Origin of the sequence: Synechococcus sp. WH 5701, assembly GCF_000153045.1 — a bacterium.
Lineage (GTDB): Bacteria > Cyanobacteriota > Cyanobacteriia > PCC-6307 > Cyanobiaceae > Regnicoccus_A > Regnicoccus_A antarcticus.
Map to the genome: position 1 here is coordinate 775,780 of NZ_CH724159.1, position 17,969 is coordinate 793,748.

Here is a 17,969-nt window from a genome sequence, read left to right on the forward strand (position 1 = left end):
GAACGATCGCCAGGGGCACCAGCGAGAGCACCAGGTGGGCGGCGGCCAGGGCCTGACGTCGTGATCGCCAGGCCAGCAGCAGGTTCAGGCCGATGCCCAGCAGCAGAATCGCCAGGGCGGGCAGAGGCTGGTCGATCCACTGCAGCCCCAGGCCAGGTAATCCCCCTGCCGCGGCGCAGGCCAGCAGGGCGATGGCCCCGGCGGCGCTGCGGATCCAGTCGGAGAGCTCCCGCCAGCTGGGCCGGCGGGCCAGCCAGAGGGAGAGCCCCGCCAGGGCCGCCGCCGCCAGCAGGGTGAGCAGGAACCGCTGGGCGGGCTCCAGCCGGTAGGCGCTGTGCAGCAGCAGAAAGGTGACTCCGGCCACCATTGCCGCAGCCCCCAGCCGTCCAGTCCAGTTCTCGATGCTCTGCTCGAGCCGCTTGGCGAATGCCTGGTTCTGAGGGGGAGCCCCGGCTGGTGGTGACGCCAGGGGTGGCGCTGGCGCCATGACCTTTTGGCGCAGGGGCTGCCCAGCTGGCCGTGAAGGCACCCTCGGCGGCCTCACGCCTGCTGAGACGATGCCAGCCTCGGGCGCCTGCCGCGCCTCCAACCGCTCCAGCCGCGCCTCGAGCCTGTCCAGCCGTTGCAGCAGCTCCTGCGCGATCGCCCCGCTCGCGCTCCCCTGCCGGCTCCGGTTCAGCAGCCAGCCCAGGCCCAGCACCGCCAGCCCCAGCAGCAGGACCGTCAACCCGATCAGGGCGAGCAGCGCCAGCAGAAACTCCATCACGGCCCTTCGGGAGGGATTCCAGCCTTGAACCTCAGGGATGGAAGGGGAGCGGGACCGCCAGGGTCACAAGGGTTCACAGCCGCCGCTTCTGCCTTCAGGATCATGGGGCGAGCAAGGGGCCATGGCCATGCAGGAGAGGGGACCCCGCTGGCTGGTGCCCGGCGACTGGGACGGGCTGCTTGGACTCGGACTGGACAACCTGATCCAGATCCTGCTGATCCTCAGCCTTTGCCGGGGCGTACTTGGTTACCCCGATCGTTTGATCTTCGGGGTGATCCTTCCGGCCACAGGCATGAGCCTGGTGGTGGGCAATGCCGCCTATGCCTGGCAGGCCTATCGGCTCGGCCGGCTGGAGCGCCGCTCCGACCGCACCGCCCTGCCCTACGGCATCAACACGGTGAGCCTGTTCGCCTATGTGTTCCTGGTGATGCTGCCGGTGAAGCTCACGGCACTCGGCCAGGGTCTGAGTGACGCCGAGGCCGTACGGCTCTCGTGGCAGGCGGGACTGATGGCCTGCCTGGGTTCGGGGGTGATCGAATCGGCGGGGGCCTGGTGTGTGGCAGGGCTGCGGCGCTGGCTGCCGAGGGCCGCCCTGCTCTCCACCCTGGCCGGCATCGCCCTGGGCTACATCGCCCTTGGCTTCCTGCTGCGCACCTACGCCCATCCCGTCGTGGGGCTGGCGGTGCTGGCGGTGATCCTGCTCACCTACTACGGGAACCTGCGCCTGCCCATCCCAGGAGGCCTGCTGGCGGTGCTGCTCGGCATCGCCCTGGCGGCGGCCACTGGTTTGCTACGCCTGGATCCCATCAGCTGGAAGGTCAATGCCGCCCAGGTGGGCTGGCATCTGCCCAGGCTCCAGCTGGGGGCTCTCTGGCAGGCCCGTGACCAGCTGCTGCCCTGGATCGGCGTGATCGTGCCGATGGGACTGTTCAACATTCTCGGCTCACTGCAGAACCTGGAGAGCGCCGAGGCCGCCGGCGACCGCTATCCCGTGAAGGGATCGCTGCTGATCAACGGCGTGGGCACGATCGCGGCGGCGCTGCTGGGCTCCTGCTTCCCCACCACCATCTATATCGGCCATCCCGGCTGGAAGGGGATGGGTGCCAGGATCGGCTACTCCTGGCTGAACGGGCTGCTGATGGGCCTGGGCTGCCTGTTCGGCCTGTTCGGGTTGGTGGGCCAGCTGGTGCCGATCGAGGCCGGCATGGCGATCGTGCTCTACATCGGCATCGTCATCGCCGCCCAGTGCTTCCAGGCCACCCCTGCGGCCCACGCCCCGGCCGTGGTGCTGGGGATGCTGCCGGGGCTGGCGGGCTGGGGTGCCCTGCTGCTCAAAGCCGGGCTGCGGGCCGGCGGCGCCGGCGGGGCGGGGCCACCCTTCGGGCCTGCGCTGCTGCTTCCGTTGCAGCAGGCCGACGTCTGGGCGGCGGGAGCCTTCGCCCTCGAGCAGGGGCAGATCGTGGCGGCGATGCTGCTCTCAGCTCTGCTGGTGTATGTGATCGAGCAGCGCTTCCTGGCGGCATCGGCCTGCGCGGCCATGGCGGGCGCCGGTTCCTGGTTCGGGCTGATCCACGCCTGGCGCTTCACTCCCGCCGACACCGTCTTGAACCTGGGCTGGGGCACCGGTGCCGACTGGGCTCTCGGCTATCTGGTGATGGCGGCGGTGTTCGCTGCGGCGGCCTGGGCGCAACGGCGCTCCCTCCGTGGCGTCCGCTCAGTCGGTGACGCTCCACCACGCTGATGCTCCAGATGGCCCGGGGCGGATCTACAGCGGAGATAGATCCCCTGGAGGGCCCCATGTTCCTGAAGTACCGTCCCGACGGCAGCTTGGTGGAGGTGCTCGACGTCAAGCAATTGATGGACCCCTTCGCCGCTTGCCTGAGCGGGCGTTTCCACGCTGGCGAGGAGATGCAGGAACCGCAGTCGTTCACCAAGACCGACCTGGTGTTCCCCTCGGATGAAGCGATGCCCCGCTGCTGGCTCGACCCGGCCTACCACCAGGGCTGAATGCCTCGCACGTTGTTGATCAGTGGCGCCAGCCGCGGCATCGGCCGGGCGATCGCCACGCGCCTAGTGGCTGAGGGCCACTGCCTGAGCCTGGGGGTGCGCTCCCCCCAGGCTTTTGAGGACACCTCGCTGGAGCCATCGGCGCAGGTGCTTCTGCACCCCTACGAGGCCACCGAGCCGGCCAGCGCCGAGGCCTGGGTGGCGGCCACGGCCGAGCGTTTTGGTGCGATCGATGGTCTGATCCACTGCGCCGGAGTGTTCTCCCGCGCCGGGCTGCTGTTCAGCGCGGCGGAAGCGGCGGAGCCGGAGCGGCTGTGGGCCGTGAACCTGATGGCCCCGTGGTGGCTGACCCGGGCGGCCTGGCCCTGGCTGGTGCGCAGCGGCCAGGGGCGGATCATCACGCTGGTCTCGATGAGTGGCAAGCGGGTGAAGGGGGGCCTGGCGGCCTACGCCACCAGCAAGTTCGCCCTGATGGCCCTCTGCGACTGCATGCGCCAGGAGGGCTGGGAGGCAGGCATCCGGGTCACGGCCATCTGTCCGAGCTGGGTGAACACCGAGATGGCGGCGGCGGTGCAGGCCATTCCGCGCCAGGAGATGACCCAGCCGGAGGATCTGGCCGCCCAGGTGAGCCTTCTGCTGGCGTTGCCGGCCAGTGCCGTGCCCTTCGAGCTGGCCATCAGCTGCCAGCGGGAGCCTTGAGGGGCATTGAGGGGGCGGCGCTGCGCAAGGATGCGGGCCTCGAACGCAGCGGCGGAGATGGCTCGTCTGATCATCGTGCTCAAGCCCCGGGGGCCTGCGGCGGGCCATGAGCTGATCCCGAAGCTGATGCCCGCGCTGCAGCGCCTGAATGCCGAATTCGACCACCAGGGTCCGTCCCACCTCAGTGGCGTGCTGCGCGTTCCTCCCCAGGGGATGGTGGTGCAGCTCTTCGCTGATGTTCAGCCCCAGGCCGATGGCCCCGAGCTGGATGTGGTGCTGATGAGCTCCGAGACGATGATCAAGGGCGCGCCTCAGACCCTTCAGGCCCTCGCCGCGCTGATCGCCCTGCTGCCCGACCATGCCGGCGACCTGGAGCTGATTTTCCGCTCCGACCGCGATGGCCCCGTGCCCAGGCAGGGATCCCGGCCTCTGGCCACCCAGGGCTGAGCCGCCATGCCCAGGCCCGTGCTGGTGATCGCCAGCGGCAACCCCCACAAGATCCGCGAGATGGAGGCGATGCTCGCCTCACTTGATCTGGTGGTGATTCCCCAGCCCGAGGGACTGGAGGTGGAGGAAACCGGCAGCACCTTCGCCGAGAACGCACGGCTGAAGGCGGAAACCGTGGCCCGGATCACGGGCCGCTGGGCCCTGGCCGATGATTCCGGCCTGGCGGTGGATGCCCTCGCTGGTGCCCCAGGCGTGTACTCGGCCCGCTACGCCCAGGGCGATGAGCAGCGCATGGCCCGCCTGCTGAAGGAGTTGGGGGACACCCCCTACCGCAGTGCGGCCCTGATCAGTGCCCTGGCCCTGGCCGACCCCAGCGGCAGCACCGTGCTCGAGGCGGAGGGGATCTGCCGGGGGGAGATCCTGCTCCAGCCCGTGGCTGCCCCCGGCTACGGCTACAACCGTCTGCTGCACGTGCGCGAGGCGGGCTGCACCCTCGCTGAGATGCCCCCCCATCAGCTGGAGAAGCTCGGCAGTCGCGCCAAGGCCCTGCGCACTCTGGCGGTCGCTCTGCCCCGGATGCTGGGCCTGAACGTGAATGGCCGGCCCTGAATCCCCTGTTCCTGAAGGAGGAGTACGTGGGCTTCAGCGGTTGATGATTTCGATCGCCCTCATGGCGGCGGCCGCGGCCTCGTCGATGTCGCCCTCCCGGCCCGCCAGGGTGAGTCGGCCGTAGGCGCCCACGGCCTTCACATCCACCACGGTGATGTTCGACGACTTCTCGGCCTCGTTGGCGGCGATCAGCACGTAGCCGGCAGGTTCGGTCTCGAGGATGAACATGCTCATGCCGGCCAGGATCATCGAGCCGCGCCTGTTCTGACGGTTGATCAGCACCGCATGGTCGGGGGTGATCGCCCGGATGATCTCGTCCCAGGTGACCTCACAGCGGCCACGCCGTTCCACCGTGGTGCCCATCGCTTCCAGCACGGCCTGACCGGAGAGCAGCACGCTGCTCTGATCCCGGTGGTAGAGGGCCAGGCTCCCGAAGGCCCGCTCCACCACCTTCTGGCCGAGGCGCACGGTGCTGGCCTTGAGGGCGATGTCGGTGAGGCGGTGCACGGCCATGCCCGGGGCCACCTCCAGCCAGAGGCAGGCGTCGCCGGGAATGGGCAGGAAGCCCTGGGACACCGTGCCCATGTAGGCGGCCAGCTGGGGCTGCAGCGAGTCGAGAAAGACGTAGGCGCGCAGCTCGATGGACTGGCGCGGCTGGACTGCGGGGCTGTGGCTGCCTGTGAGGCGAACCTGACGACCTCGGCCTGAATCGTTCGGCGGGCGGGAATCCATCCGTGACGAACGGGGCATCAAGGAGACCTGCGGGATGGGTGGTGCGACGGCCTGAACGAGCCGGCCGAATCCCCAGGGGACTGGGTTCTCGAGGAAGCAGCCGGATCCTACCCTTTGGCCCTTCTGGATTCTTTCTTCAGAGACGCTGGCCCCTTGCGTGCCCGGGCTCAGCCGATACCTTCACCTCAAGACCCTTGAGAATCAGCGCCGTGGCTTCGAAATCCAGCAGCACGGTGAACCCTGCCACCACCACCTTCTCCGAGTGGATCAGCGGGGCGATTGAGCAGGGTGTCAAACCCGAGCAGGCCCTGGCCGTCGTGGGGTTGGGTCTGATGCGCGGCATGGCCAGCACGGGCGCTGAGCTGCCCCTGCTCGATCTCGATGCCGAAGTCGAAGGATCCGTCACCGTGTCGACCCTGAAGGGCCGTCTCGAGGCGATCTCCCTGGCCGTCCAGACCGGCGCTCCCCTCACCACCCAGGAGGTGACCCTGCTGCTGGGTGCCCGCCCCGGCACCGCCGTGGTGCGCAGGGCCGGCATCACCGCCCAGCGCCTCAGCCGCAATGTCTGGCAGCTCAGCCGCGCCAGTGACGAGCGCTCCACCCCCTCGGTGGGCTTCAGCGATGGTTTCCGTCGCCGGCTCTGAAGTCCTCCTCTGGCCCCCGCGTGTTGCGTTTGGTCTCCCCCAGTGGCAAGGCCTGAGTCAGCAGGGCTAGCAATGGAACGACCGGCGACCCCTCCACCCCGTCGGCCCCAGAGCCGCCTGCGCCCCCCAGGCTGCATGGCTGGCTCCGGAAAAGCCCCCGCGTGTCCACCGGGGGCTTTTCTGTGGGCGCCAGACTGGCCTCCTCGTCCGCGCCCCCGTCGCGATGTCGCCCTCGCCCCTGTTTCATCTGGCCTTTCCGGTCGTCGACCTGGAGGCCACCGAACACTGGTACGTGCAGGGGCTGGGCTGCCGTCGCGGCCGCCGCAGCGCCGAGGCCCTGGTGCTTGAGCTGGGCGGTCATCAGTTGGTGGCCCATCTGGAGCCCGGGCCGCCCCAGAACCAGAAGGGCATCTACCCCCGCCATTTCGGCCTGGTGTTCGCCAGCGCTGAGGAGCTCGACTCCCTCGAGCAGAGGGCCCACGCTCAGGGCCTGCGGCTGGGGGGCGAGCCGCGCCTGCGTTTTGCCGGTACTCCCCTGGAGCACCGCAGTCTGTTTCTGATCGATCCCTCGGGCAATTGGCTGGAGTTCAAGCACTACAGCAACCCCGAGGCGATCACCGGGCTGGAGGATCACCACCTGGTGGGTGAACGCCGCAGAGAACGCCCCTCAGGCGATGGTGATCAGAAATCCACCAGCTCGTAGATCGACATCCTGGCAATGCCCACCTGCTGGGCCACTGGATTGGGGCCGGCTGGGAAGGCCACCACCGAAAATTGATAGACATCGGCGCTGGAGGGGTTGCTCCAGGGCCGCAGTGCCACGGTCACGATCTGCCCCGGAGTGGGCGGCGTCGGGAAGCTGATGCGAAACAGCCGGCTGGCGTCGTTGAAGCTGGCCTGGACCGGCACTGGCGGGCCTTCCCGCCTGGGCTGGCCCAGGAAGGCACGGGTGCGGGAGTCGTCGAAGGAGAAGCGCCAGTCGGCTCCCGAGATCTGACGGATCTCCAACGCCCCCAGCCCCGCACCGGCCTCCTCGGGCATCTCGATCGTGACGTAATACTCGCCGCCGCGATCAAAGACTGTGGAGTAGTACGTGCGCCAGCGCAGTTTCCAGGGGGCCCGCAGGAAGGACGTCTGCTCTCCCAGCTCGGTGGCGCCTGCCGCTGCGGGCACGAGCGGGAGTGGTGTCCATACGGCCAGGGCAACAGCCGCCGAGGCGGCCAGCAGCCGGAAACCGCGCCGTGGGCCCCTCATCGGCCGATCGGCTCCAGGTCTGGCTTCCGCTGTTGAAAGGGCCTGGGGTCCTGATCGCGGCGGTGCTGCCTGGGTAGAGGCGACAACGCCTCCTTCGAGCCCTCTGCCGCTGCGATGGCGGCTCCGAGGGCCTGGCGCAGCCGCCGGGCGGCGTGCAGGGGCATGTCGCGGGGCACGCTGATGCGATCGCGCAGGTAGCGCAGGCCCGGGGCGGACCCTGCCGGCGGCAGGGGCTGGGGTGCGCCCACCAGGGCGGTCAGGGCGCAGCGCAAGGCCCGATCGAAGCGTTCCGGTGCATCGGGGTTGACTGCCGCGATCGCCTGACGGTGCTTCAACACCCGTGCCAGGGCCACCAGGGCCGAGCCCTCCGGCTCCGGCTGGGAGGTTTCCGGATCAGGGCTGGCCACGGGCCAGGGGCCTTCATCCACGCATCGCTGGGCGGCCTGTTGCTCTGGCGTGATCCAGGCGTGGCAGCCACCCATCTGGGGCGGGAGGTCGTGGGCGTGGGTGTGGAAGTCGCTCTGGGTGGCCAGGTAGCTGGGGCGGGTTTCCATCGCTGCGAACCAGGCCGCGATGGCGGGATGACGGGAGCGCAGGTCATAGCCCTTGTAATAGAAGAGGCTTGCGCTCATGCGCTCGATGTAGGGAGTGATCACCACATCGGCGCTGCTGAACGTCTCCAGCAGATAGGGGCCCGGGGTTGATCGCAGGGCCTCATCCACCGTGGCGGCCACCCGATCGAACTGGACAGCGGCCCGCTCCTCCTGGGCTGGGCTCAATCCGGGGCTGCACAGCCACTGACACCAGGCGCGGAACAGCACACGCTCCAGTTGGCGCAAGGGCAGCACGGCGGGGTCCGTCATTCCCCGTGCCAGGGGACCGAAGGCCCGCTCCAGGGCCAGCAGGATGTCGTCGCTCTCGGTGATCACGCGGTCATCGAGCTGGAGGGCCGGCAGCATGCCGGAGGGCACCAGCTGGCGGAACCAGCGTTCCTTCTCGCCGTAGCAAAACATCGTGACCTTGCGGATCCGGTAGGGGATCCTCTTCTCCTCCAGCCACAGCCACACCTTCTGGCAGTAGGGGCACCAGGCGTGGTGGTCGCGGAAGAGGGTGACCCTCACCTCCGCTTCGCTGGCCCCGAAGAGGCGCAGCAGGGCCTGGGCGCTGCCAGGGCCGTTGACGCGATCGGGTTCGGCCGGGGCCAGCGCCGTCAGTTGCTCCCAGCCCAGCGGGTCAGTCGCTTCAGTCACACCAGCCCACGCGGATCAACCCAATGAACAGAGGCTAGGAGCGGACGACCGGCGTCTCGCGCTGCGGTGGCCCTGATTCCTAGCGTTTGACCTGAACGCTTCCTCTTCCATGTTCGACGCCTTCACCAAGGTTGTGGCCCAGGCTGATGCCCGCGGCGAATTCCTCAGCCCTGCCCAGCTCGATGCCCTTGGCGCGATCATCTCCGGTGGCAACAAGCGGATGGATGCCGTCAACCGCATCACCTCCAACGCCTCGAAGATCGTCACCAACGCTGCTCGCGATCTGTTCGATCAGCAGCCGTCCCTGATCGCCCCCGGTGGCAACGCCTACACCCACCGCCGCATGGCTGCCTGCCTGCGCGACATGGAGATCATCCTCCGCTACGTCACCTACGCCGTCTTCACCGGCGATGCTTCCGTCCTGGAAGATCGCTGCCTTAACGGCCTCCGCGAAACCTATCTCGCCCTCGGCGTCCCCGGCGCTTCCGTGGCTGAAGGGGTCCGCAAGATGAAGGATGCCGCCATGGCTCTCGTCAACGATCGCAACGGCATCACCCCCGGTGACTGCTCTGCCCTCGCCTCCGAGATCGGCACCTACTTCGATCGCGCTGCCGCCGCTGTCGGCTGAGCCGCTGCTGTCGCTGCCGTAGGCAGCGTTCAATCCAGCTGCCGTTGCCGCCGCCTCCGGAACTCGCGGGCCTTTTCTGCTCCGAGATGATCGACACAACCCCTCCGCACAAGCCGCCTGCTGGATTGCCACCAGCTCGGTGGCCTGCCCTGAGCCAGCAGCAGGGGCGCCGCAGCCTGGAGCTGGGGCCAGTCGTAGCCGAACCAGTCCCAGGTGATCAGGGATCCGCCCCGTGACGAAACGGGGCTTCGCGGCTCGTCAGTCCCTCCGGTCGGCTCTGGAGAGCCGCATCCACCTGATCCAGTGGCAGTGACCAGATCGGATGGGCGGGCGAGAACAGCACGGCGAAGGCTTGGAGCTGCCTCCCGGACCTGACCCAGCCTGTCCGCGGCGCGCTGTCGCCAGAACTGGTGACAGACAGCACCCCAATTCAGAGCAAAAAAGCGCAAGACTCAAATGGCACCGGCGAGCGAAGGGCTGCTTCCGCAGTTCCCCGCAGCACGGGAACGGTGCAGCAAAAAGCCCTGGACAACCAGGGCCTTTCTGCTGTTGTGCTTGTTCTGCTGATCTGGTTCTCTTTTCTCCGCGGGGTGACCTCGGTCACATCCGGCCACAGCTGTGGCCACCCGGAACACACCTGAGCCACAGGTCAGCGCCATCGTTGGCCCGTGCCATTCCCCCATCCCCGCCACCCTTCGCCACGACCGCCCTGGTGGCTCATTGCCGGGGTGCTCATGACGCTGTGCCTGAGCGGATCGGGCTGGCTCAGCTGGCAGCATCCCCAGCGCCCGTCACGCCAGGCCGCCCAGGGCACCCACGCAGGTTGCCTCGATCCATCCGCCCTAGGTTGAGCTCAGCTGCGCCACCTCGCTTGTCCGTTCTGCGCACCCTGCTCACGGCCACCGCGGCCGTGGTTGTTGCCGCCACTGCGGCTTTCGCCGCCCCAGCCGCCTCCCTGCTCAAGGGACTGAAGTTGCCGGTCCCAGCTGGCCTCCCCAGCCTGTTCGCCGCCAACGCCGTGGGGCAGATCAGCCTCAACGGCCAGCTTGGCGGTACGCCCGAGGGCTTGCTCGCCAAGCTGCGCACGTCCCTCACCAACCAGGGCTACAGCGAGCGCACCATCAACACCGTCTCGGGTCCGTGGGGCTTGAATCTGGTCTTCGATCCACCGGCTGGCACCAGCGTGGACGGCACCCCAGCCGGCAAGACCGCCGTGCTGGTGCTGCAGGCCACGGCGCTCGGTCCGGGCAAGCTCAACCTCAACGTGCGCTACGAAGCGCTCTGAGGGGTCCCCTAGGCTGAAAGGCCGCTGCTGGAACGGGTTTGCAGGACGCCCCCTCGATGGAGATGCTGAGCCTGTTCCCCCGCTACGTGCTCAAGGGGCACCTGCCGGACGCTCTGCTGACCCAGCTCATCACCCTGGCGGGCCAGGTGCTTGCCGATCCGGACACGTCTCCGGATGCCTCGGTGAAGCTGGCCGGTCAGCTGGATCAGCAGCGCGAGCTGGCGCCCCAGCACCCGGCCGTGACCAGCCTGGCCAATGCGGTGATCCTCCCGGGTTGTGATCACTGGATCCGCCATGTGATCGAGCGGCAGCCCCCCCAGGGCCGTGGTCCCTGGATTCCTGGTCGTTACGGCCTGCAGCTGGTGGATGTCTGGCTCAATGCCCAGCGCTGTGGCGATTACAACCCGGTCCACACCCACGGCGGCAGCTTCTCCGGGGTGGTGTTCCTGAAGGTGCCCCCCCAGATCCGACCCGACAGCTTCGACGGCCAGCTCTGCTTCCACGGACCGGAGGAGTGGCACATCCAGAGCTTCCACACCGGCATGGTGCACTACGCCCATCCGGTGCCGGGCGACTTCTACGTGTTCCCCGCCTGGCAGCCCCATTCGGTGCCGCCGTTCCGGGGTGAGGGGGAGCGCTGGTCCCTGGCCTTCAACGTGATCGCCGTGCCTCAGCCGGCTGGGCTGCGGCCCCCCGCGGCCACGTCCAACGCCAACGTGAATCTCTCACTCTCGAGCCGCCGCCCAAAGCCCGGGGGCTTCTCCTGAGCGTGACCGGCACTCGGCTCTGGCCATCCCTGGCCCTCTCGATCCCCGGGGGACATCGGACGGCTCGGTTCGGGCTCCGGCTGCTGGCCTTCCTGGTGGCGTTGCTGTTGCCGGTGTTGCTCGTCTCAGGCGGGCTGGCGGTTGAGCGCAAGGGGCTCGATGGCACTTCTGGCACTCAGCGCCTTGTCCCCCACACGATCGCGATCGAGAGCCAACCGTTTCATACCGACCTGCTGCGAACCTCCCAGCGCTGGCATGAGGCTCCCATCGGCCAGGTTGTCGGCGAGAGCCCACGGGACACTCTGCTGAATTTCTATGTCGTGATGGCCAAGGTCTACGGCATGCTTCAGGACCTGGTGGCCAACCCCACGGCTGAACCTGGCCTGTTCTGGTCGGCCTCCACCCTCGAGCGTGCAAGGGAAGCCAACGATTATCTCCAGGAGGCCATCACCGCCCTTGATGTTCATGCCCTGCCCCAGAGCATCCGCCACGATCTGGCGATGGAGTATGCGCTCAAACTGAAGACGCTGTTGGATTACAGCTTCATCAACTCCCTGGAACCTTTTGACATCCCTGATCGCGCCGAGATTGTGCGCTTGTCGGAGCAGCATGCCAACGGTGTCGGCTACTGGAGGATTCCAGGAACGTCGATTGCACTAACGGACAAAAAAGAAGGTCCCCTGCCTGCTCACGATTATTTCTTTTCAGCTGAAACGATTGCTGAGATTCCTGTTCTCTACGAGAAAATCCGTGGCTTTGCTCCCCCAAGCGGGGATTTTTTCACGCCAGGCTTCTACGAGAATTATTCCGCCACTCCTGGCTATATCTTGCCGCCCAAGTGGTATTTGATGTTGCCTGCGTGGCTGCGCCTTGGACTGCTTGAGCGCATGGCGCTCGGTCAGACGCTCGCTCAGCTCCTTCTGGCGGCGTTGCTCTGGGCTGTGTTCCTGGTCCTGTCCAGCCTGCTGTTGGGCCTCTTCTTCAGGACGTACCGGCATCTGCCCAGCCGCCAGGGAGATCAGGGTCAGCTTCTCAGGGGTCGGCGGATCGACATGGCCTGGCTGCGCGTTCTCCTGATCGGTTTCATTCCTCCCCTGGCCTGGTTCATCGAGGTGCTGATCGATGATTATGTGAACATCACCGGTGGCATGCTCATCGCCACCAAGTCCTTCTTCTACATCGTTTCATTTCTGGGCCTTGGGCTGCTTGCCTTTCTGAGCTTTGAGGCTGTGGGACGCTCCATTTCCCGCTGGATCGTCGTGCTCTTGGGTCATCCCTCCGACCTTCAGCTACGCCGAGTCAGCAATCTGATCATGCCCCTCTGCCGGGTGTTCGGCGGTCTGGTTGCCATCATCACGTTCTACCGTCTGCTCGATCTCCTCGGGCTACCGCCTCAGACGGTGCTGGCTTTTTCTGCGGTGCCGGGTCTGGCTATTGGTCTGGGAGCCTCGAAGTTGCTCGGCAATCTCTTCGCGGGGCTCTCGATACAGACTGATCGCCCTCTGAAGGTGGGTGAGTTCTGCCAGATCGGAGAGCATGAGGGATTCGTCACCAAGATCGGTCTGCGTTCGCTTGAGCTGAACACGATCGAGTCGAGAGTCACCATTCCCAATTCCCTGGTGGATGAACAGAAGGTCACCAACTACTCCGTACGCGGTGGTGATCCTGCTGAGCCTTCGCTCCAGGGATTGGATCTGCGCCTGGTGATCGATCAGCCCATCGCTCCGTTTCAGATTCACGAACTGTTCCGCTTGCTGAATCGCGCCATGGCGGACAGCACCGATCTTCGCCTTCCTTTTGCCAGTCTTGATCCGTCAGTTGACGATGGCTTGATCCTCACGTGCCATGCCCAGGTGGAGGCCTCCGATTGGCAGCGCTACCTGGAGGTGCGTCAGCGCTTCATCATTCGCCTGCGCCAGATCGTGTCTCAGGTGAACCTCAGCCGTTTCCGATTCAGCGTGGCTTTCGACACCCCCGATTCCATCCTGCAGACGATTCCCCATCTCGTGGGTGAGGTCTTTGCGGCCCACCCCCTTGTCGATCTGCTGAGCTGTCGCTTCCTGAGCATCAATGACTTCAGCTTCGACTATTACGTGGAATATCAGTCGGATCAGCCCAGCCTGGATCTGTTCGAGGAGGAGCACGGCCGAGTGCTCTGCGCGCTGATCGAAACATTCCGGCAGCGGGGGATCGAGATTCCTCTGCCAACCGCCGTGGAGCTCTCGGAACGCCCGGTCTCCCTCTTGGCTCCCGCCGCACCACCTGCCCCGGCGCACTCCTGACGGCCGCCTGGCGGCAATTCACGCTTGCCAGCCCGGGCCTGCCACCATCGCCATTGATGCACACCCTCTGCCGTGAGCAGCGTCAGCGCCGAGCCTTCCCCCGCCGTGTCCTCGTCGGCTTGCGGCCCCGCCTGGCGGAACGCCTGGTACCCGGTGGCTTTCCTGCGTGATCTGGATCCGGCCCGGCCTACGGGGTTCACCCTCCTCGGCGACGACCTGGTGCTCTGGTTCGACCGCAAGGGTGATGCGGCCCAGCCAGGAGGCCAGTGGCGTGCCTTTGCCGATGTCTGCCCCCACCGCCTGGTGCCGCTCTCCGAGGGGCGGCTCAATGCCGCCGGTGAGCTGGAGTGCCCGTACCACGGCTGGACGTTCGACGGTCAGGGCCGCTGCACCGCCATCCCCCAGGCCAGCGAGGGCAGTCAGCCCAGCGATCGGCGCAGCTCCTGCCGCGCCTACGCCACCGCTTCCGGCCAGGGGATGCTGTTCGTGTTTGCCGGCGCGCCCGAGGCGGCCGCCGCGGTGCCCCTGCCCCTTGTCCCCGTGCTGGAGGAAACGGAAGCTGGCTGGCTGGTGCAGGACACCTTCCGCGACCTCCCCTACGACGCCCTCACCCTGCTGGAGAACGTGCTCGATGTGAGCCACGTTCCCTTCACCCATCACGCCACGGTGGGCCGGCGCGAGACGGCCGGCCCGGTGGACCTGCGGCTGGAGCAGGCCGGCCCCGGAGGCTTCAGCGGCGTCTGGGAGGAGGGCCCGCGCCGGGGCAAGCTCGGCAGCCAGTTCACCACCTTCCTTGCTCCCGGCCTGATGTGGCACGACCTCACGGCCCGTGGCTTCGCCCGCATCCTCACCGTGGTGTACGCCACGCCGACCCGGCCGGGTGAGTGCCGGCTGTTCGCCCGCTTCCCGTTCCAGTTCGAGTCCTCCTGGCCGGGCCGGCTGCTGCGCCTGCGCCCCCAGTGGCTCCAGCACATCGGCAACCACACCGTGCTGGAAGACGACCAGATCTTCCTGCACTGGCAGGAGCGGGTGCTCGAGGCCCGCGGCGGCAGTGCTGCCCTCAGCCGCGCTTGCCACCTGGCCACCGGCGCCGATGCCTACGTCAAGGCCCTGCGCGACTGGGTGGTGCGTGGGGCGGGCGAACCGTTCCCGGATCAGCCGCTGCCGCCCCGCCTGGGCCGCCGCGCGCTGGTGGAGCGCTACGAGAGCCACACCCGCCACTGCCGCAGCTGCTCCGGCGCCCTGCGCCAGATCCGGCGCTGGCGGCCACTGCTGGCCCCCCTGGCCTGGCTGGCCCTGCTGGCGATCGCCTGGTTCCACACCCTGCCGGTGCTGATTCCCGCGGCCCTGGTGGCGGTGGCCGCGGGCTTTGGGTCCTGGAAGCTGGGGCAGTGGGAGCGGCTGCTGCTGATGGGCAGCGATCAGCCCCCCCGCAACCGCCGCTGAGCGGTGCCTCAGCCGCTGTGCACCATGGGAATGTCGCTCAGGCGGGTGGTGGCGGCCCGTGACAGGCGCTGGCGCTTCATCGCCCAGGCCGGCTGGAGGCCGCAGGCGGCCCACTGCACCGTGCCGCGGCCGTAGCGGCGGTTGAGGCCGTCGATGGTGGCCATCAGCACCTCCCGGCGCCGCTGCTGCTCCGGCGGCAGCGGTGCCAGCAGATGGTGCTGCAGCTGCTCCAGCGGCTGCAGGTTCTGCAGCAGCACCCCGGCCTTCTGCAGGGGCTTGTGGGGGCGGAACAGCCGCTCGGCCAGGGGCAGCGCCGCCGCCAGCAGCACGCTGGTGTCGTTGCTGGCCAGGGGCAGCGACACCGTGGCGGCGTTGGCGTAGAAGCGGGTGCCGTTGAAGGGGCTGCTGCGCACGAACACGGTGATGGCGCCGGCGCGCTGGCGCTGGCGGCGCAGCTTCTCGGCGGCGCGGCTGAGGTAGGTGGCGATCGCCTCGCGCAGTGGGCCCAGCTCGCGGATCGGTTCGCTGAAGCTGCGGCTCACGCAGGTTTCCTGCTTGGCGGGCGGGGCCGCCACCAGGGGCAGGCAGCTGTGGCCCCGCAACTCCTGCTGCAGGCGCAGCCCCACCACGCCGGCTTTGCTGCGCAGCTCCCCGCTGGCCAGCTCGCGCAGCTGCAGCGCATTGGCCACACCGCGCAGGCGGCACCAGCGCGAGAGCTTGCGGCCGACGCCCCAGACGTCCTCGATCGCCACCGCCTCCAGCCAGGGGTCGGGATCGGCCAGCGCCCCCAGGTCGAACACACCGCCGTGGGCCGGATCGCCCTTGGCCAGCTTGTTGGCCAGCTTGGCGAGCACCTTGGAGGGGGCGATGCCCACCGCCACCGGCAGCCCCAGGTGGCGCCGCACCTGCTGACGCAGGGCGCGCCCCCAGGCGCTGAGGTCGCCGGCTTCGGGGCCAGCGGCGGTGGGGCGGCGCAGCCGGCCGAAGGCCTCATCGATCGAATAAACCTCCAGCTCCTCCACCCAGGGCTCGAGGGTGAGCATCAGCCGCTGGCTCATGTCGGCGTAGAGGGCGTAATTGGAGCTGCGCACCACCACTTCGTGGCGCTCCAGCTCCCGCCGCACCTGGAAGTAGGGCTTGCCCATGGGGATGCCCAGGGCGCGGGCCTCGGCGCTGCGGGCGACGATGCAGCCGTCGTTGTTGGAGAGCACCACCAGGGGGCGGCCGATCAGCGCGGGATCGAGTGCCGCCTCGCAGGAGGCGTAGAAGTTGTTGCCGTCGATCAGCACGGTGGCCCAGGCCATCGGCGCCCTCAGAGCGGGTGGATCACGTGGATGGCGACCCCCCAGAGACGGGTGTCGTCGGCATCGCTCAGCTCCAGGGGCGGATAGGCGGGATGGGCGGCCTCCAGCCGCAGCCGGCCCTGGTGCCGCACCAGGCGCTTGAGCGTGAAGGCCCCCTCCACCGCCGCCACCACCACCCGGCCGTGGCGGGGCTCGACGCTGCGGTCGACGATCAGCAGGTCGCCGTGGTGGATGCCGGCGCCGATCATCGAATCGCCGCTGACGCGCAGGAAGAAAGTGCTGCTGGGATGGCGGATCAGCTGTTCGTTGAGGTCGATGCCGGTTTCGACGTAGTCGTCGGCGGGGCTGGGGAAGCCGGCCGCCACGCTGTCGCCGGCCAGGGGCAGCAGCAGGGCCCGGCGCCGCTCACGCAGGGGCAGGGGCGTGAACGGTTCGCTGAACCCTCCGGTGAGCGCCGGGTCGGTGGTCATGGGCAACCGCTCAGGGATCGCCAGAGTAGTGCAGATGTACTGATGGTTGATGCGTGCAGGCGTCGTCATGGCGCCGGTCTCATGGCCGCGATTTCATGACGGCCGCTTCATGACGGCAGGTGTCCCGACGTGACGAGCGGTGTCGCCTGGGGGCCAGCCCCTTGTGCCCCCAGGCCGGCGGGGGGGAGAGTGACAGCAACGGGATTCGGAGGCTCCAAGCGATGGACGACACCCCCCCTGAGCAGCATCCAGGAGTGCGCTGACGATCCGGCCCCTGCTCCAACACTCTCATTGGATCACTGGTTTCCCCGGCGGTTTCAGCCGCCTTGTCCCTGCACCGTTCACGAGCACCCGCTCCAGGTGCCCTGGACTCCCTGGGAAGCCCCACTGGAACCCTGGCCCCAGGTGCCAGCGTCAGCGGCTCCGCCCTCTACCAACCATCCAATCGATTTCGGTCCTGAACAACCGCATCACCGTCAGGCGCATCACCGCCGGCCTCATCGCCGACGGACACACAACTGAAGACGCGCAACGGCATGGTCTCCATGCCCATCCGACGATCTGATCGATCGTGGGGCGGTTTCCGCTCCGCAGACAAGTGCCCGGTGGCCCCGCCACCGGGCTTTGTTGTGGCCAGCATGGGGCGCGTCGATGACGTTGGGGAGCGGGCCATGGTGGTGCAGGTGCTGAGCGCGGCGGAGCGCTTCAAGCTCGACCGCTCCGATGACGCCGCCTTCTACGCCGAGCCCCGCTTCGTGCACCACCTCGACGGCGCCTTCCGCAACCGGCTGACGGCGCTCTACCGCGAGCGGATCCCGCCCTGCGCAGTGGTGCTGGACCTGATGAGCAGCTGGGTCAGCCATCTCCCCGAGGAGGTCCGCTACGAGCGGGTGATCGGCCATGGCCTCAACGCCCGGGAGCTGGAGGCCAATCCGCGCCTGGATCAGCACTGGGTGCAGAACCTCAACCGCGACCAGCGCCTGCCCCTGGCGGACGCGAGCGTGGATGCGGTGCTGATCGTGGCGGGGTGGCAGTACCTGCAGCAACCGGAGGCGATCGCGGCGGAGCTGCTGCGGATCCTGCGGCCCCAGGGGCAGCTGATCGTGGCCTTCTCCAACCGGATGTTCCTGCAGAAGGCCCCCCAGATCTGGACCGACGGCAGCGACCGGGACCACCTGGAGTACGTGGCGCGGGTGCTGGTGGCCCAGGGCTGGCCGCTGCCGCAGCTGCTGGCCGAGTCGACCCGGGCCGAGGGGCCGCTGGGCTGGCTGGGGGGCCATGGAGATCCGTTCTTTGCGGTGATCGCCCAGAAGCCAGGGCCGGGCGAGCGCCGGGAGCCAACCACGGTTAACAGTTCTTTACACTAAGCTGTCTGGAAA

Annotated in this window: 20 protein-coding genes; 14 read left to right on the forward strand and 6 right to left on the reverse strand. The window is 68.1% G+C overall.

Annotated features, from left to right (window positions below):
* The coding region (locus WH5701_RS04855; RefSeq protein ID WP_006170895.1) for a hypothetical protein at window positions 1–763 on the reverse strand (763 nt) is incomplete at its 3' end.
* A gap of 124 nt (window positions 764–887) precedes the next feature.
* On the opposite strand from WH5701_RS04855, the gene WH5701_RS04860 reads away from it, so the two are divergent.
* From WH5701_RS04860 to rdgB, 5 genes are read left to right on the forward strand one after another with little or no spacing between them, the layout of a single operon-like run.
* On the forward strand, window positions 888–2,507 hold the full coding sequence (locus WH5701_RS04860; protein ID WP_006170896.1) for a hypothetical protein: 1,620 nt from the start codon (window positions 888–890) through the stop codon (window positions 2,505–2,507).
* Between the two features lie 56 nt (window positions 2,508–2,563).
* The gene (locus WH5701_RS04865; RefSeq protein WP_037980344.1) at window positions 2,564–2,773 is read left to right on the forward strand and encodes a hypothetical protein; all 210 of its coding nucleotides are present in this window, start codon (window positions 2,564–2,566) and stop codon (window positions 2,771–2,773) included.
* The gene (locus WH5701_RS04870; protein ID WP_006170898.1) at window positions 2,774–3,472 is read left to right on the forward strand and encodes an SDR family NAD(P)-dependent oxidoreductase; all 699 of its coding nucleotides are present in this window, start codon (window positions 2,774–2,776) and stop codon (window positions 3,470–3,472) included.
* Between the two features lie 57 nt (window positions 3,473–3,529).
* Window positions 3,530–3,919, forward strand: coding sequence for a hypothetical protein (locus WH5701_RS04875; RefSeq protein ID WP_006170899.1), 390 nt, complete (start codon window positions 3,530–3,532; stop codon window positions 3,917–3,919).
* Window positions 3,920–3,925: 6 nt separating this feature from the next.
* Window positions 3,926–4,528, forward strand: coding sequence for an RdgB/HAM1 family non-canonical purine NTP pyrophosphatase (gene rdgB / locus WH5701_RS04880; protein WP_006170900.1), 603 nt, complete (start codon window positions 3,926–3,928; stop codon window positions 4,526–4,528).
* 33 nt (window positions 4,529–4,561) lie between these two features.
* Here the strand turns inward: rdgB and WH5701_RS04885 are convergent, their stop codons facing one another.
* Window positions 4,562–5,260, reverse strand: coding sequence for a hypothetical protein (locus tag WH5701_RS04885; protein WP_006170901.1), 699 nt, complete (start codon window positions 5,258–5,260; stop codon window positions 4,562–4,564).
* Between the two features lie 209 nt (window positions 5,261–5,469).
* On the opposite strand from WH5701_RS04885, the gene WH5701_RS04890 reads away from it, so the two are divergent.
* Both WH5701_RS04890 and WH5701_RS04895 read left to right on the forward strand, forming a co-directional pair.
* Window positions 5,470–5,904: a hypothetical protein gene (locus tag WH5701_RS04890; RefSeq protein WP_006170903.1), complete on the forward strand. Its 435-nt coding sequence runs from the start codon at window positions 5,470–5,472 to the stop codon at window positions 5,902–5,904.
* 223 nt (window positions 5,905–6,127) lie between these two features.
* Complete coding sequence (locus WH5701_RS04895) at window positions 6,128–6,607, forward strand: VOC family protein (protein ID WP_006170904.1); 480 nt, start codon at window positions 6,128–6,130, stop codon at window positions 6,605–6,607.
* Here WH5701_RS04895 and WH5701_RS04900 read toward each other — a convergent pair.
* Together WH5701_RS04900 and WH5701_RS04905 are read right to left on the reverse strand one after the other, a co-directional pair.
* Window positions 6,586–7,158, reverse strand: a complete 573-nt coding sequence (locus tag WH5701_RS04900) for a DUF2808 domain-containing protein (protein ID WP_006170905.1) — start codon at window positions 7,156–7,158, stop codon at window positions 6,586–6,588. The two genes, WH5701_RS04895 and WH5701_RS04900, sit on opposite strands and share 22 nt — an antisense overlap.
* A complete protein-coding gene (locus WH5701_RS04905; protein WP_006170906.1) occupies window positions 7,155–8,408 on the reverse strand; it encodes a glutathione S-transferase family protein in 1,254 nt (417 codons plus the stop codon). Before WH5701_RS04905 ends, WH5701_RS04900 begins: the two co-directional genes overlap by 4 nt.
* Window positions 8,409–8,517: 109 nt before the next feature.
* Here WH5701_RS04905 and WH5701_RS04910 point away from each other — a divergent pair, with 109 nt between their 5' ends.
* From WH5701_RS04910 to WH5701_RS04930, 6 genes are all read left to right on the forward strand, one after another.
* Window positions 8,518–9,036 carry a phycocyanin subunit beta gene (locus tag WH5701_RS04910; RefSeq protein ID WP_006170907.1) on the forward strand — a complete coding sequence of 173 codons (519 nt, stop codon included), beginning with the start codon at window positions 8,518–8,520 and terminating at the stop codon, window positions 9,034–9,036.
* 410 nt (window positions 9,037–9,446) lie between these two features.
* Window positions 9,447–9,677: a hypothetical protein gene (locus tag WH5701_RS17520; RefSeq protein WP_156776550.1), complete on the forward strand. Its 231-nt coding sequence runs from the start codon at window positions 9,447–9,449 to the stop codon at window positions 9,675–9,677.
* A 230-nt stretch (window positions 9,678–9,907) separates the two neighbouring features.
* The gene (locus WH5701_RS04915; protein WP_006170908.1) at window positions 9,908–10,321 is read left to right on the forward strand and encodes a hypothetical protein; all 414 of its coding nucleotides are present in this window, start codon (window positions 9,908–9,910) and stop codon (window positions 10,319–10,321) included.
* 56 nt (window positions 10,322–10,377) lie between these two features.
* The gene (locus WH5701_RS04920) at window positions 10,378–11,088 is read left to right on the forward strand and encodes a putative 2OG-Fe(II) oxygenase (RefSeq protein ID WP_037980353.1); all 711 of its coding nucleotides are present in this window, start codon (window positions 10,378–10,380) and stop codon (window positions 11,086–11,088) included.
* Window positions 11,089–11,090: 2 nt separating this feature from the next.
* On the forward strand, window positions 11,091–13,370 hold the full coding sequence (locus WH5701_RS04925; protein ID WP_006170910.1) for a mechanosensitive ion channel family protein: 2,280 nt from the start codon (window positions 11,091–11,093) through the stop codon (window positions 13,368–13,370).
* A gap of 72 nt (window positions 13,371–13,442) precedes the next feature.
* The gene (locus WH5701_RS04930) at window positions 13,443–14,816 is read left to right on the forward strand and encodes a Rieske 2Fe-2S domain-containing protein (protein WP_006170911.1); all 1,374 of its coding nucleotides are present in this window, start codon (window positions 13,443–13,445) and stop codon (window positions 14,814–14,816) included.
* Between the two features lie 8 nt (window positions 14,817–14,824).
* Here WH5701_RS04930 and WH5701_RS04935 read toward each other — a convergent pair whose 3' ends face one another.
* Together WH5701_RS04935 and WH5701_RS04940 are read right to left on the reverse strand one after the other, a co-directional pair.
* Window positions 14,825–16,120, reverse strand: a complete 1,296-nt coding sequence (locus tag WH5701_RS04935) for a Y-family DNA polymerase (protein ID WP_006170912.1) — start codon at window positions 16,118–16,120, stop codon at window positions 14,825–14,827.
* Between the two features lie 8 nt (window positions 16,121–16,128).
* The gene (locus WH5701_RS04940; protein WP_006170913.1) at window positions 16,129–16,590 is read right to left on the reverse strand and encodes a LexA family transcriptional regulator; all 462 of its coding nucleotides are present in this window, start codon (window positions 16,588–16,590) and stop codon (window positions 16,129–16,131) included.
* A gap of 671 nt (window positions 16,591–17,261) precedes the next feature.
* Here WH5701_RS04940 and WH5701_RS04945 point away from each other — a divergent pair.
* Window positions 17,262–17,957: a methyltransferase domain-containing protein gene (locus WH5701_RS04945; RefSeq protein WP_050751381.1), complete on the forward strand. Its 696-nt coding sequence runs from the start codon at window positions 17,262–17,264 to the stop codon at window positions 17,955–17,957.
* The last annotated feature ends 12 nt before the right edge of the window (window positions 17,958–17,969 follow it).